At 58.6% G+C, this 14,667-nt stretch carries 13 protein-coding genes and 3 pseudogenes; 5 read left to right on the plus strand and 11 right to left on the minus strand.

Going from position 1 to position 14,667, the window contains the following annotated elements:
* Positions 1–227: 227 nt before the first annotated feature.
* Both RHM58_RS00800 and RHM58_RS00805 read left to right on the plus strand, forming a co-directional pair.
* On the plus strand, positions 228–1,172 hold the full coding sequence (locus RHM58_RS00800) for an alpha/beta hydrolase (protein WP_201206085.1): 945 nt from the start codon (positions 228–230) through the stop codon (positions 1,170–1,172).
* 54 nt (positions 1,173–1,226) lie between these two features.
* A complete protein-coding gene (locus RHM58_RS00805) occupies positions 1,227–1,697 on the plus strand; it encodes a MaoC family dehydratase (protein ID WP_201206087.1) in 471 nt (156 codons plus the stop codon).
* Positions 1,698–1,900: 203 nt separating this feature from the next.
* Here RHM58_RS00805 and RHM58_RS00810 read toward each other — a convergent pair whose 3' ends face one another.
* Positions 1,901–2,368: a ferritin-like domain-containing protein gene (locus tag RHM58_RS00810; protein ID WP_201194003.1), complete on the minus strand. Its 468-nt coding sequence runs from the start codon at positions 2,366–2,368 to the stop codon at positions 1,901–1,903.
* A 243-nt stretch (positions 2,369–2,611) separates the two neighbouring features.
* On the opposite strand from RHM58_RS00810, the pseudogene RHM58_RS33850 reads away from it, so the two are divergent.
* Positions 2,612–2,712, plus strand: a pseudogene (locus RHM58_RS33850) (putative quorum-sensing-regulated virulence factor); the annotation flags it as partial.
* Between the two features lie 112 nt (positions 2,713–2,824).
* Positions 2,825–4,006: an aminotransferase class V-fold PLP-dependent enzyme gene (locus RHM58_RS00820; RefSeq protein WP_201256793.1), complete on the plus strand. Its 1,182-nt coding sequence runs from the start codon at positions 2,825–2,827 to the stop codon at positions 4,004–4,006.
* Positions 4,007–4,024: 18 nt separating this feature from the next.
* Here RHM58_RS00820 and RHM58_RS00825 read toward each other — a convergent pair.
* The 4 genes and pseudogenes from RHM58_RS00825 to zwf all read right to left on the minus strand — a co-directional run bounded on the left by RHM58_RS00825 (position 4,025) and on the right by zwf (position 7,895).
* Positions 4,025–4,748: pseudogene (locus RHM58_RS00825) on the minus strand (intradiol ring-cleavage dioxygenase).
* A 294-nt stretch (positions 4,749–5,042) separates the two neighbouring features.
* Positions 5,043–5,708: a bifunctional 4-hydroxy-2-oxoglutarate aldolase/2-dehydro-3-deoxy-phosphogluconate aldolase gene (locus RHM58_RS00830; protein ID WP_201206093.1), complete on the minus strand. Its 666-nt coding sequence runs from the start codon at positions 5,706–5,708 to the stop codon at positions 5,043–5,045.
* Between the two features lie 17 nt (positions 5,709–5,725).
* Positions 5,726–6,439, minus strand: a complete 714-nt coding sequence (pgl, locus tag RHM58_RS00835; protein ID WP_201206095.1) for a 6-phosphogluconolactonase — start codon at positions 6,437–6,439, stop codon at positions 5,726–5,728.
* On the minus strand, positions 6,426–7,895 hold the full coding sequence (zwf, locus tag RHM58_RS00840) for a glucose-6-phosphate dehydrogenase (RefSeq protein WP_201206097.1): 1,470 nt from the start codon (positions 7,893–7,895) through the stop codon (positions 6,426–6,428). The genes pgl and zwf overlap by 14 nt, the downstream gene beginning before the upstream one ends.
* A 226-nt stretch (positions 7,896–8,121) precedes the next feature.
* Here zwf and RHM58_RS00845 point away from each other — a divergent pair, with 226 nt between their 5' ends.
* On the plus strand, positions 8,122–8,982 hold the full coding sequence (locus RHM58_RS00845; RefSeq protein WP_201206763.1) for a MurR/RpiR family transcriptional regulator: 861 nt from the start codon (positions 8,122–8,124) through the stop codon (positions 8,980–8,982).
* Positions 8,983–9,108: 126 nt separating this feature from the next.
* On the opposite strand, the gene RHM58_RS00850 is transcribed toward RHM58_RS00845, so the two are convergent.
* From RHM58_RS00850 to RHM58_RS00875, 6 genes and pseudogenes are all read right to left on the minus strand, one after another.
* Positions 9,109–9,963 (minus strand): D-hexose-6-phosphate mutarotase, encoded by an 855-nt coding sequence (locus tag RHM58_RS00850; RefSeq protein ID WP_201256792.1) that lies wholly within the window; start codon positions 9,961–9,963, stop codon positions 9,109–9,111.
* A gap of 113 nt (positions 9,964–10,076) precedes the next feature.
* Positions 10,077–11,426: a carbohydrate porin gene (locus tag RHM58_RS00855; RefSeq protein ID WP_201206101.1), complete on the minus strand. Its 1,350-nt coding sequence runs from the start codon at positions 11,424–11,426 to the stop codon at positions 10,077–10,079.
* A gap of 190 nt (positions 11,427–11,616) precedes the next feature.
* Positions 11,617–12,342, minus strand: coding sequence for an ABC transporter ATP-binding protein (locus RHM58_RS00860; protein ID WP_416195311.1), 726 nt, complete (start codon positions 12,340–12,342; stop codon positions 11,617–11,619).
* Positions 12,343–12,348: 6 nt separating this feature from the next.
* A pseudogene (locus RHM58_RS00865) lies at positions 12,349–12,781 on the minus strand (ABC transporter ATP-binding protein); the annotation flags it as partial.
* Positions 12,782–12,783: 2 nt separating this feature from the next.
* Positions 12,784–13,629 (minus strand): carbohydrate ABC transporter permease, encoded by an 846-nt coding sequence (locus RHM58_RS00870; protein ID WP_201206105.1) that lies wholly within the window; start codon positions 13,627–13,629, stop codon positions 12,784–12,786.
* Positions 13,622–14,530 carry a carbohydrate ABC transporter permease gene (locus RHM58_RS00875; RefSeq protein WP_201206107.1) on the minus strand — a complete coding sequence of 303 codons (909 nt, stop codon included), beginning with the start codon at positions 14,528–14,530 and terminating at the stop codon, positions 13,622–13,624. Before RHM58_RS00875 ends, RHM58_RS00870 begins: the two co-directional genes overlap by 8 nt.
* Between the last annotated feature and the right edge of the window lie 137 nt (positions 14,531–14,667).

Below are 14,667 nucleotides of genomic sequence, written 5' to 3' on the forward strand. Positions count from 1 at the left end.
TGTTCTTGTCCTCTTTACCTGAATCACCTCGGCCACTTTTCTGTCACTTCTGAAAAAACAAAAAGTGAAAAGCGGAGCTTCACGGACACTAGCAGCTATGGCGAATCAGGCAAATACGGCCAACACCGTCATTGATCGTGTGAATCTTCCTAGCGTGCTGTGGGCTGATCAGACGCCGGGCGAGGGATGCGCTATACAATGCAACCACATCGTGCAAAGGAATCGCCATGATCCACGACACTTTCTGGCTGACCGCGTCTGACCACAGCCGCCTCTTCGTCAACCAATGGTTGCCCGCCACGCCTTTAAAAGCCGTGATTCTGCTGGCCCATGGCATGGCCGAGCACAGCGGTCGCTACGGGCGTCTGGCAGAAAAACTCTGCGAGCAGGGCTACGGTGTCTGCGCGCCGGACCTGCGTGGACATGGCAAAACTGCCGAAAACGGGACACTGGGCCATTTCGCTGATGACGATGGCTGGTGCAAGGTCGTCGGCGACCTGGCCAGCCTCAACCAGCACATCGGCCAGCAGCACCCCGGGGTGCCGATTGTGCTGCTTGGCCACAGCATGGGCAGCTACATCGCCCAAGCCTATCTGCTGCATCACAGCGCCAGCCTGCACGGGGCGATTCTCAGTGGTTCGAACTTCCAGCCCGTGGCGCTTTATCGCGCGGCGCGGCAGATTGCCCGTCTCGAACGGTTGCGTCAGGGGCCGAAGGGGCGCAGCGCGTTGATCGAGTTCCTGTCCTTTGGCTCGTTCAACAAGCAATTCAAACCGGCGCGCACGCGATTCGACTGGCTGAGCCGCGACCCGCTCGAAGTCGATAAATACGCCAACGACCCGCTCTGCGGCTTTCGCTGTACCAATCAGCTGTGGATCGATTTGCTCGGCGGCTTGCAGCAAATCAGCAAAGCGTCCAATCTCGCCCAGGTCGATCCGGGCCTGCCCTTGCTCGTAATAGGCGGCGAATGTGATCCGGTAAGCGAAGGTAAGCGTCTCAAAGATCTGGCTCATGCGCTACGCGCGGCCGGCAGCCAGAACCTGCAATTGAATATTTACCCGCAGGCACGGCATGAGCTGTTCAACGAGAGCAACCGCGATGAAGTGACCGCTGACGTACTGAACTGGATCGCCCAGGCGCTCAGCCACCGCCGTCCGGCCAGAACCGAATAGTTTTTCGAATAGTTTTTTTGTGGATTTTTAAATTCGTCACAGGAATTGAGACAGATGACCCAGGTTACCAACACCCCTTACGAAGCCCTTGAAGTCGGCCAGACCGCCAGTTACAGCAAGACCGTCGAAGAGCGCGACATTCAGTTGTTCGCCGCGATGTCCGGCGATCACAACCCGGTGCATCTGGACGCCGAATTCGCCGCCGGCACCATGTTCAAGGAACGTATCGCCCACGGCATGTTCAGCGGCGCCCTGATCAGCGCTGCCGTCGCCTGCGAGTTGCCTGGGCCGGGCACTATTTATATCGGTCAACAGATGACCTTTCAGAAACCGGTGAAAATCGGCGACACCCTGACCGTGCGTCTGGAAATTCTCGAAAAGCTGCCCAAGTTTCGGGTGCGCATTGCCACTCGCGTGTTCAACCAGCGCGATGAGTTGGTAGTGGATGGCGAGGCGGAGATTCTGGCGCCGCGTAAGCAGCAGACGGTGAACTTGCCGGTTCTGCCGCCGATCAGCATTGGCTGAAACGCCGCTTATCTGTGGCGAGGGAGCTTGCTCCCGCTGGGGCGCGAAGCGGCCCTAGAGTCTGAAACAGTATCAGGTACACCGAGTGCAATGGTTTTACGACTGCTGCGCAGCCGAGCGGGAGCAAGCTCCCTCGCCACAGTGATTAGCAGGCACAAAAAAACGCCAGTCAGACTGGCGTTTTTTATTACAGCCAAGAACCCTTACGAACGAGCACGAGCCTGATTACGCAGGGCTTTCACCTGGTCGTGGTTGCGTTGCACGCCGTGATACTGACGCTCAACCAGGTCACGAATACCCACCAAGTTGTGTTTGGTAATTTTTTCCAGCGCTTCCTTGTACGCCTTCAGCGCATGGTCTTCACCGCGCTCGGCTTCGTTGAGCACAGCCTCCTCGCCCTTGCCGGTAAACATTGCTTTCACATCGACCCAGCGACGATGCAAGTCACCGCTAACGCTGGTGGAGGTTTCCGGATCGCCACCCATGGAACGCACAGCGCTCTGCAGTTCGGCAGCAGCAGTCGCGCAATCGGCGGAACGCTGAACGAACAGGGTTTTGAGTTCTGGGTGTTTGATGTCTTCAGCGCAAGTCTTGAACCCTTCCTGACCGTCTTTGCTGGTTTCAATCAGGTCGTTGAGTACAGAGATCGCTTCTTTATTGAGGTCGGTCATTTTTCAATTCCTTGCGGGTTGATGAAAGATGCAATAGTTGTTGCAGCTCGCATGCCAGCCTTGAATTGATAATTTATTTGTTATTTTTCAATTGCTTAACCTTTAATCAGAAATCTGCATCCGCTTTATTTGCATGATCTGTCAATTGGCCTGCATGCAGAATGCCTGTATTTTCCAGACTGTTTGAATCAAGACGATTAATTGATGAATCCTGAAAAGCTCGAACTGCTGATTACCCGCGAAATGCCCTTCGGCAAATACAAGGGCCGCATCATTGCCGACCTGCCCGGCCAGTACCTGAACTGGTTCGCTCGCGAAGGTTTCCCCCATGGCGAACTGGGGGATTGCTGGCGCTAATGCAGGAAATCGATCACAACGGTTTGTCGGAACTGCTCGAACCGCTGCGCGCCAAACATGGTAGACCAGCCCCCCGCCACTGAATTGATTGAGTAGCCCATGCCCGAGAATACTCGCCGTGCCCGTGATGAAGCCTTCTGGCAAACCTTTGCCGACCGTTACGCAGTCGAACCTGGCCCCATCAACCTGGAGAACGGTTACTTCGGGCGCATGTCGCGCACGGTGGTCGAGGAGTACCAGCGCAATATCGAGCTGATCAATCGCAGCAACTCGGTCCATGTGCGCCAGCGTTTCGAACAGGGCGAAAGCCTGGACATTCGAGCGCAGCTGGCCGAGATGATTGGCGTGCGCGCTCAATCCGTCGCCTTCACCCGCAACGCCTCGGATGGCCTGCAGTCGCTGATCCGCAACTACAACCGTTTACAACCCGGCGATCAGGTGCTGCTGTGCGACCTGGAGTACGACACGGTCAAGGGCGCGATGCGCTGGCTGGCCCGGCATCGCGGCGTCGAAGTAATCGAAATCGACCACCAGCACCCCGCCACATTCGAGAGTTTGCTGGCCACTTACCGCGAAGCTTTCGTGCGCTATCCGCGACTCAAACTGATGGCCCTGACCCATGTCACCCACCGCACCGGCCTGGTAATGCCGGTGCAGGCGATTGCCGCACTCGCCAAGGAGCACGGCATTGATGTGATCCTCGACGGCGCTCATGCCCTGGGTCAGATCGACTTCGATCTGGAAACGCTGGGCATCGCCTTTGCCGGCTACAACCTGCACAAATGGATCGGCGCGCCGCTAACCCTCGGGTTCATCTACATAGCTCCCCAACGCCTGGCCGATATCGACCCGGACATGGGCGAGATGCATTTCCCGGTCAACGACATTCGCGCCCGCACGCCCTACAGCACGCCGAACATCCCGGCGCTTTTGACCTTGCCGCTGGTGTTCGAAGAACATCTGGCCATGGGCGGTTCCGCCGCCAAGGGTGCACGGCTCAACTACCTGCGAAATCGCTGGGTCAACGCCGTGCGCGAGCTGCCGGGGATTGAAGTCATGACCCCGGATGATCCTCGACTGTATTGCGCCATCACCTCGATGCGTTTTACCCGTCATGCCGATCAATACCTGATGGTCGAACGGCTGCTCAACGACTACAACCTGTTCACCGTGGCCCGCAGCGGCGCGGCGTGCGGGCCGTGTATCCGCATTACTCCGGGGCTGACTACCACCGCGGCGCAAATGGACCTGCTTGTGCAGGCACTGACCGACCTGCGCTGACGCACTGAGGACTGGCGCCTACACCGTGTACTTGTCGAAGTCCTCGGGCCTGATCTGGCTCGACACCGCAAAGGTGTCGATGCCAATGGTCAATTGCCCGAAAAAACCGTCGTCATGGGACTCTCGACCGATGGAGTGAACATCCAGGGTCGAAGCCTCACCGCCCATGCGTTCGTAGTAGTGGTCTTGATCGTTGGTCAGCCGCGACACGGTTCGGCCCCGATACTCCCGCGCATTGAGCACCGACCGGGACGCCACTTCGGGGAAGTAAAGCTGACCGACCCAGGCGACATGCCGCTCTTCCAGATAATTGTTGCCCGCCGTGATTCGAACCGCTACGTGAATGTGCAGCGCACGACCGGCATAAAAACCCGGGTAGATGGTGGTAAACCGCACGACGCCTTTGTTGTCGCTGAATTGCCCGCCGCGCAGGTAGGTGTGGTCATCCGTACGCGGAATCGAACCGATGGTGTCAGCGTCGACCTCTTTGTCCGGATCGACTTTGCTCCAGCCCGAGTAAGCCCCGCGAGCATTGCAATGCCAGATGTCCACCAACGCCGCCGATCACCGGCTCGCCGGTCATGGCATCGACAATCGCCAGCCGCATCACCAGGGGAATGCCATCCTGGCCTTCGCTGATGTTTCTTCTGATCAGTTTCGAATTGCGGAAATAGGGACCGGCGATTTGCTCCGGGGACAGCAGGCAGACGGTTTCGCGGGGAGTTGCAGTGTTGTAATCCATGAGGTTCTCTCTTCCATAAGATGATTCAAGGATAGAGAGAGATGCTAGCGGGTATGCGGTAACTATGTATCGTCTGATGTTTTTGTGTAGGAGCGAAGCTTGCTCGCGAAGGCGGTCTGACATTCAACATTTTTGTTTGATGTGATGGCCTCTTCGCGGGCAAGCCTCGCTCCTACAGAGGAATTCTTGTGAGGGACACAGGCATTTTTTGGGCAAAAAAACGGTGCACCGACCAAGTGCACCGCTAAAGCCGTAGAACACACAACGAAGTGTCAGGTAACAATCAGTCCAGCATCAGTCCAGCAGCGCCAAGGCCTCGGCGGTGCATTCCTGAATGCGGGCCCAGTCGCCGTTCTTGATCCACTCCGGATCAAGCATCCAGCTACCGCCCACGCACATCACGTTTTTCAACGCCATGTAGCTTTTGATATTGGCCGGGCTCACGCCGCCAGTCGGGCAGAATTTAACTTCGCCGAACGGACCGCCCAACGCCTTGATGGCCGCGACGCCACCGCTGACTTCCGCCGGGAACAGCTTGAAGCGGCGATAGCCCAGGCCATAGCCTTCCATGATGCCGGAGGCGTTGCTGATGCCGGGTAACAGCGGGATCGAGCTGTCGACACTGGCTTCGAGCAAGTCACGGGTGATGCCCGGGGTCACGATGAACTGCGAACCGGCCCTTTCGGCGGCGGCCAACATAGTGCGGTCAAGCACGGTGCCAGCACCGGTCACCAGTTCCGGACGCTGCTCGCGCAAGATCTGGATGGCTTTGAGGCCGAACTGCGAACGCAGGGTCACTTCCAGGGCTGTCAGGCCACCGGCGGCCAGGGCGTCGGCCAGAGGCAGAATGTCCTGTTCGCGAGCGATGGTGATCACCGGCAAAATCCGCGCTTTGGCGCAGAGGCTGTCGATCAGGGCAACTTTGTCCGCCATGGAAACGGTCGGGGATGTGTTTGTCATAGCGGCTGATCCTTGGCTCATGGGCACCAGTAAATCTCTAACGTAGGTTGCAGAAACGCGCGAATCGGCATGGCGGCGACATCGTCACCGGCCAATGCGGCACTCAGGGTGGTCAGCTTGGACTGACCGGAAATCGATAGAACGGTGTTCTTCGCCGAAGCCAGCAGCGCCAGGCTCATGGTCAGGCGCTGATGCGGCACGGTCGGCGCCAGCATCGGCCAGCAACGACGGCTGCCGTCGACTTTCAAGGCGTCGGCCAGGTTCGGGCTGTTGGGGAACAGCGAGGCGGTGTGACCGTCGTCGCCCATGCCCAGGATTAGTACGTCGATCGCCGGTAGTTCGGCGAGCAAACGGTCGGCCTGCTCGGCTGCCAGTTCAAGGTTGGCCGTGGCGCTATAGAGGCTCAGAAACTTCGCCTTCGACGCCGGGCCTTGCAACAAGTACCGCTTGAGCAAACCAGCATTGCTGTCGGCGTGCTCGACGGGTACCCAGCGCTCGTCAGCCAGGGTCACGACAACCTTGGACCAGTCCAGCGTCTGCTTGGCCAGATGCTGGAAGAACGCTACCGGGCTGCGACCACCGGAAACCACCAGGGTCGCGGTGCCGCGAGCGTCGACCGCCTCACTCAGTTGCTTGGCCACGCTCAGCGCGAGGCCTTCGGCCAACAACGCCGGGCTCTTGAACTCATGGGCGCTGACGCCCTGAGGCAGTTTCAAATTAGATATCGCCATACCACGACCTCCCATCCCGCGTGATCAGTGCAATGGAGCTCATCGGCCCCCAGGACCCGGCCGCGTACGGCTTGGGCGCATCACCGGATTTTTTCCACCCGGCGATCAACTGGTCACACCACTTCCACGCGGCTTCGATTTCATCTTTACGGACAAACAGGTTCTGATTGCCGCGCATCACTTCCAGCAACAACCGCTCGTAGGCATCGGGAATCCGCGCGCTGCGATAAGTGTCGGAAAAATTCAGCTGCAACGGACCGCTGCGCAGCTGCATGCCCTTGTCCAGGCCTTGTTCTTTGGTCATCACGCGCAAGGAGATGCCTTCGTCCGGTTGCAGGCGGATAATCAGCTTGTTGCTGATTTGCAGGCGCTGCTCGGGAGCGAAGATGTAGTGCGACGGCTCCTTGAAGTGGATGACGATCTGCGACAGCTTCTGCGGCATGCGCTTGCCGGTACGCAAGTAAAACGGCACGCCGGCCCAGCGCCAGTTGCGGATGTCGGCACGCAGGGCGACGAAGGTTTCGGTGTCACTCTGGGTATTGGAATTCGGCTCTTCCAGATAACCCGGCACCGGTTTGCCTTCGCTGTAACCGGCAATGTACTGACCGCGTACGACCTGAGTGGTCAGGCCTTCCGGACTGATCGGCGCCAGCGCCTTGAGCACTTTGACTTTCTCGTCACGGATGCTGTCGGCGGACAGGTCGGCCGGTGGGTCCATGGCGATCAGGCAGAGCAGTTGCAGCAGGTGATTCTGGATCATGTCCCGCAGCTGGCCGGCCTTGTCGAAGTAACCCCAGCGGCCTTCGATCCCGACCTTCTCGGCCACGGTAATTTCCACGTGGGAGATGTAATTCTGGTTCCACTGGGTTTCGAACAGACTGTTGGCAAACCGCAGGGCGATCAGGTTCTGGACGGTCTCTTTGCCCAGGTAATGGTCGATGCGGTAGGTGCGGTTCTCCGGGAAGAACTGCGCCACAGCGTCGTTGACCTTGCGCGAGGATTCCAGGTCCGAACCGATGGGTTTTTCCAGAACGACACGGGTGTTTTCAGTCAGACCGACCTTCGACAGGTTGTCGCAGATGGCGCCGTAGACCGCTGCCGGGGTGGCGAAGTAAGCAATGACTCGCTGAGCGGTCCCGGCCTGTTCGGCCAGGGCGACGTAGTCGTCAGCCTTGAGGAAGTCGACGTGCAGGTAGCTCAACCGAGCGAGGAAGCGTTCGAGCACGGCCTCGTCCAGCTCTTTGGCGTCGACGTAGCGGCGCAGCTCCGAGGCGATGAACGCCAGGTGTTGCTGCTCGCTGCCGGGTTCACGGGCCAGCGCGATGATTCGCGAGTCCTCGTGCAACAGGCCGGCGCCGTCGAGTTGATAAAGGGCAGGAAACAGCTTGCGCAAGGCCAGATCGCCAAGGGCGCCGAACAAGGCAAAGGTGCACGGTTCAACCGTAATCGAAGGCATGATGTTTGTTCTTTTATCAAGTTAAGCTACAAATACCTTTTTTCAAGGCATCACTCAAGGGAAAATGTAGTAATAACCACAACATTTTCTCAAAATACAGATTCCGAGTGGTGGTCGGTCGGAGCCATCAGTAGGATAGGCCACCGTTACGGGCCACATCAAAGGCCCTTTTTGCATAGCAGACTGCGTGTTTGCGCTGCTGACTCAAGGAACATCTATGGACCGCGTGCGAAATTTACTGGAACAAATCCAGAGTCGCCTTGAAGACCTGAACAAGGCCGAACGCAAAGTCGCCGAAGTGATCCTGCTCAACCCACAGCAGGCCACCCGGTTCAGCATTGCCGCCCTCGCCCAGGCCTCAAAGGTCAGCGAGCCGACGGTCAACCGTTTCTGCCGCTCATTCGGCGTCAGCGGCTACCCGGAACTCAAACTGCAACTGGCCCAGAGCCTGGCCAGTGGCGCGGCGTATGTCAGCCGTGCGGTTGAGGCCGATGACAATCCTGAAGCCTACACCCAGAAGATCTTCGGCAGCGCCATCGCCTCGCTGGACAGTGCTTTGCAGGCCCTGGACCCAAGCCTGATCAGCCGCGCCGTCGACCTGCTGATCCAGGCCCGGCAGATCCACTTTTTCGGCCTCGGTGCTTCGGCCCCGGTGGCGCTGGATGCGCAGCACAAGTTCTTCCGTTTCAATCTGGCCGTTACCGCCCACGCCGATGTGCTGATGCAACGGATGATTGCCTCCGTGGCGCACACCGGCGAGTTGTTCGTGATTATTTCCTACACCGGCCGCACCCGCGAACTGGTGGAAGTGGCGCGCATCGCCCGGGCGAACGGTGCTTCGGTGCTGGGTTTGACCGCCGAAGGTTCGCCATTGGCCAAGGCCAGTACCCTGAGCTTGAACATTCCGCTGCCAGAAGACACCGACATCTATATGCCGATGACGTCGCGGATTATTCAACTGACCGTGCTGGACGTGTTGGCGACCGGCATGACCTTGCGCCGCGGGGTGGATTTCCAGCCGCATTTGCGCAAGATCAAAGAGAGTTTGAATGCAAGCCGATATCCGGTGGGTGACGAGTTCAACTAGTCAGATATCTTCATTGGCTGTCCCGGCCTCTTCGCGGGCAAGCCTCGCTCCTACAGGGATAGGTGATCTTCTGTAGGAGCGAGGCTTGCCCGCGAAGGCGTCAGTAGCAACACCGCAGATTTTCGCCTACACCCCAACCCGCGCCTGCAAACTCAAATGCGCCCTCTCCCCCGGCGCCAGGCTCAGGCTGTCGGTCCCGCCACTCGCCGCTTCCACACAGACAAATTCCAACACCTCGTTCCAGCTCACTCCCAGCAACGGCCGCGCCCCCGGATGCCAGACCACCGTGTCTGCATGGTCACCGGTGTCGATGCACAATTCGCGCTGCCAGGCGTGATCCTTGAGCTGCAATTCGCCGTCATGCTGGAACACTCGCTGACAGCCGCCGTCGACCCGCAACTCGCCTTCCTGATGACAAACCTGGCGGTTCAACTGATCGTAACCTTGCGCCCCATCAAGCCCGGACAGCGCTACCTCACCCACGTCACCAATACGCCAGTAAGCATGCAATGCCTGACTCAGTTGGCACGGTAAGGTGTCTTGATGCTCAGTGCTCAGGCGCAAATCCATGCGTTCGCCCAGGTGCGCATGCAGGTCCACCGTCCAGTCGCACAGCTGCAATTGCCAATGCAGGCGCACACCATCGTCGTCATGACTGCTGTCGAGCAGCTTCCAGTCAATCAGCCGCGCCCAACCATGGGACGGCCAGGCGTTTTCGCTCGGATGACGACCAAACCACGGCCAGCACACCGGCACGCCGCCCCGAATGGCACCCACCTGCGGCCATTTCGCTGCGCACCATAACCAGGGTTTCTGCCCCTTTGGCTGAAAGTGCAACAACTGCGCGCCCTGGCGACTGAACACCGCCTGGCACAGCGGATGATCGATCACCAGCACATCGCGCATCTGATAGCGTTCCCACGCAAACACCGGACGTTCGCGCAAGGATTTGAAGAAGCGTTGTAGCGGATGCTCATGCATGTGCCGCGGTCCTGAAAATCATCTTTTACCCGGGGTGCGCAGCCCCCAAAAAAGCGGATAGCCTTGGCCATCCGCAAATATGCGCACATAGAGAGGAGCTTATCGCAACAGCGTTAGAACACCGACTGAATTTTCAGACCGGCCACCAGCGCGTTGTCGACTTCATCAACACCGCCCGGGTGAGTGATGTATTGCAGGTTAGGACGCACAGTCAGCCAGTTAGTAACGTGGAAGCCGTAGTTGATCTCGTAGTTGTATTCGGTGGAACGCAGCGGCGAGAACAGCGGATCGTCGTAGTTGGTGGCACCATCGGCGGCGTTGACCAACTCGGCGTTTTTCTTCACGTCATCGTTGACATGGATACGGGCGAAACCGATCCCGACGTCATCTTTTGGACGTGCATCAAACGGACCTTTGTAGACAAACATCAGCGACTGATAGTTGTCGACGACGTTGGTGTCTTTGTCGTGGAAGGTGGCGTTGGCCGCAACGTTCAGACCGCGGGAAGCGTCGCCGTTGTGGGTCGTAAGTTGCTGTTGGATGACGCCCCAGTAGCCGTGCTTGCTGTCGTGAACGCGATAGGCTTCACCGGTGGTCGCTGCGTCATTGCCGTTGCTGTCCTTGAGAACGTCATTGGCGTTGGCCGTGCTCTTGTAGTAACCCACACGGTATTCACCCGGCAGGCCGTTGAGCTTCGGCGACCAGACCAATTCGACCGGCAACACGGTGCCCGCGGTACCACTGCCGCTGAGTTTGAAACCGTTGCCGTGTTCCAGTTGCGACGGGTTCTGGTTGTACGCACCGATCTGCGCATACAACTCAGGTGTGATGTTGTACTTCACACGCAGCGCGGCTTGGCTGACTGGCCAGTTGTACCAGATACCGGTCGCCCAGTTCCCCGCCTGGGAACCGCAGAACGCCAGGTTCTGGAACTCGCACGGGAAGGTGTTGAAGTCTTCGCCTTCGCCGAAGTAACCGGCCTTGACGTCCAGCTTGCCGTCGAGGAACTGGTGCTGAACCCACAACTGGGTCAGACGGACCATATGGCCACGGCCGTAGACTTCCTGGGAGGAACTCAAGGTGCCGGCACGCGGGTCGCCCACACGGTCATTGGAGATGTTCTGACCGTTACGGCTGGTAAGCTCGATCTTGGCCTGGGTGTTATCCCAGCCCATCAGTTTTTGCAGGTCCAGCGCCACGCCCAAGCCAAACTGGTCGGCGTAACGCGCGGTCTTGTCGTTGTTGTAGCCGCCATGAAGGTTGCCGCCCACTTCACCGACGTAGTCAGCCTTGATGTCGACACCCTGCTCAAGCAGCTTGGTCCGCTCGCCACCCCAGTCACCGGTCATCCACTTGGAATCGGCGCTGAACGCGTCAGCCGCGTGAACGCTACCGGCCAGGGTTAATGCCGCCGCAACAGCAGACAACTGGCAGATAAGCTGAGCGTTGTTCTTCTTCTTCATCCCTACATCCTCGTTTTATTGTTATTAACTGTTTTTATCTAACGCGGTTTACATTGAATGCAACGGATGTCCCCATCCGTCGCGTATCCCCTTGTGGGAGCGGGCTTGCTCGCGAAAACGGTGTATCTGTCGACATCACAGGTGAATGTCAGACCGCTTTCGCGAGCAAGCCCGCTCCCACATTTGATCTTCAGCGACCCTTGAACTGTGCGATGTTGCCTACCGATGCTTCGGCTTTTGGCACACCGGCAACCCCCAGGCGCTCCCCAGTCTTGGCATCGAACAACAGCACTTTCGACGGATCAAATTGCAGGGTCAGGGTCTCGCCCACACCCGGCGCAACGTCTGGCGCCAAGCGGCAGCAGACCTTGGTTTCATTCAGATTGACGAACACCAGGGTGTCCGGACCGGTCGGCTCAGTCACCTGGACTTCGGCACGAATGGTCGGCAAACCATTGGCTTCGCTGCCGGCCAGCACGATCTGCTCCGGACGCAAGCCGAGGATCACTTCGCGATCTTCCAGCCCAGCGTCTTGCATGCCCATTGGCAGTTCGCAACGGGCCTGGCCGCTGTCGAGCAGCGCTACCAGACGACCATCCTTGCGCTGCAAACGCAGCGGGATGAAGTTCATCGGCGGCGAACCGATGAAGCTCGCCACGAACAGGTTGGCCGGGTTGTTGTAGATGTCTTTCGGCGTACCGAACTGCTGAATGATTCCGTCCTTCATCACTGCCACTTTGTCGCCCAGAGTCATCGCTTCGATCTGGTCGTGGGTCACGTAGACCGTGGTGGTTTTCAGGCGCTGGTGCATCAGTTTCATTTCGGTACGCATCTCGACCCGCAGCTTGGCGTCGAGGTTGGACAGCGGTTCGTCGAACAGGTAAATCTTCGGCCGCCGCGCCAGGGCACGACCCATGGCCACACGCTGTTGCTGGCCACCGGACAGCTGGCCGGGTTTACGGTTAAGCAAGTGTTCGATCTGCAACAGCTTGGACACCCGCGCCACTTCGGCTTCGATATCGGCGGCGGGCATTTTGCGGATCTTCAAGCGCAAAGGCGATGTTCTCGGCGACACGCTCATGGTGCGGGTACAGCGCGTAGTTCTGGAAGACCATGGCGATGTCGCGGTCCTTCGGGCTCATGCCGCTGACGTCCTGGTCACCGATCATGATCGCGCCGCCGGTGATGGTTTCCAGGCCGGCGATGCAGTTCATCAAGGTCGACTTGCCGCAACCCGAAGGTCCGACCAGGATCAGGAACTCACCGTCCTTGATCGACAGTTCGATGTTCTTGAGGGTGTCCGGCAGGCCGGGGCCATAGGTCTTGTTTACATTGCGAAGTTCGAGCGTAGCCATGATTACCCCTTGACTGCGCCGGCCGTCAGCCCGCGCACGAAATACTTGCCTGCGACCACATAGACCAGCAGGGTCGGCAGCCCGGCGATCATCGCCGCCGCCATATCAACGTTGTATTCCTTGGCACCGGTACTGGTGTTGACCAAGTTATTCAGCGCCACTGTGATGGGTTGCGAGTCACCGCTGGAGAACACCACGCCGAACAGGAAGTCGTTCCAGATCTGGGTGAACTGCCAGATCAGGCAGACCATGATGATCGGGGTGGACATCGGCAGGATGATCAAACGGAAGATGGTGAAGAAACCCGCGCCATCCAGCCGCGCCGCTTTCACCAACGCATCCGGAACGCTGACGTAGTAGTTACGGAAAAACAGCGTGGTGAACGCCAGGCCGTAGACCACGTGCACAAACACCAGGCCGGTGGTGGTGCTGGCCAGGCCCATTTTGCCGAGGGTGAACGAGGCTGGCAGCAGGACTGTCTGGAACGGCAGGAAGCAACCGAACAGCAACAGGCCGAAGAACAGCTGCGACCCACGAAAGCGCCACATCGACAGCACATAGCCGTTCAGCGCACCGATGGCCGTGGAGATCAAAACCGCCGGGACGGTGATCTTGATCGAGTTCCAGAAATACCCGTCGACCGTGGCCCAGGCCTTGACCCAGCCAATGCCGCTGACCACGGTCGGCCAGCTCAGCAGGTTGCCGGTGTTGATGTCTTCCGGCGTCTTGAAACTGGTCAACAGCATGACCACCAGCGGTATCAGGTAAAGAAATACCGCAAGGATCAGCACCGCGTAGATCGCGATGCGACTCAGGCTGATGGAAGGTTTCGCGGCGAAACTAGTCATGACGCTTGGTCCTCAGCTCGGAGTACAGGTAAGGCACGATGATTGCGAGAATCGCACCGAGCATCAGAATCGCACTGGCCGAACCCATGCCCATCTGGCCGCGACTGAAGGTGAAGGAATACATGAACATCGCAGGCAGGTCGGAGGAGTAACCCGGACCACCGGCAGTCATTGCCGCCACCAGGTCGAAACTCTTGATCGCGATGTGGGCCAGGATCATCACGGCGCTGAAGAACACCGGGCGCAGGCTTGGCAACACCACTTTCAGGTAAATGCGCGGCATGCTCGCGCCATCGATCTGGGCGGCACGGATGATCGATTGATCAACGCCACGCAGGCCGGCGAGGAACATCGCCATGATAAAACCCGAGGCTTGCCATACCGCAGCGATCACCAGGCAATACACAACGCGATCCGGGTCGATCAGCCAGTCCAGGCGGAAGCCTTCCCAACCCCAGTCACGCAGCAATTTGTCCAGGCCCATGCCCGGGTTGAGCAGCCATTTCCAGGCCGTACCGGTGACGATCATCGAGAGCGCCATCGGGTACAGGTAAATGGTGCGAATGAAACCTTCGCGACGAATGCGCTGATCCAGGAACACCGCCAGCAGCACACCGATCACCAAGGTGATGCCGATAAACATGCCGCCGAAAACCGCGAGGTTCTTGCTTGCTACCCACCAACGGTCGTTCTCGAACAGCCGCTGGTATTGCGCCAAACCGGCCCATTTATAAGTCGGCAGGAAGGTCGAAGTGGTGAACGACAGGACGAACGTCCACAGGATATAGCCATAGAAGCCCACCAGGACGATGAACATGCTAGGCGCCAGCACCAGTTTTGGGAGCCAGCGCTGCAGTGCATCTAACGGCGAGGCCTTGCTGAACACAGCAACAGAACTCATGGGAAGATCCAGTACGTAGAGAAAGGATTACAAGCGCATTCCCTTGTGGGAGCGGGCTTCTGTGGGAGCTGGCTTGCCTGCGATGGCATTACCTCGGTGCAACTGATAAACCGAGTTGTCTGCATCGCGGGCAAGCC

The sequence above is a fragment of the Pseudomonas sp. 10S4 genome, assembly GCF_034344865.1.
In the GTDB taxonomy this organism is placed as follows: Bacteria; Pseudomonadota; Gammaproteobacteria; order Pseudomonadales; family Pseudomonadaceae; genus Aquipseudomonas.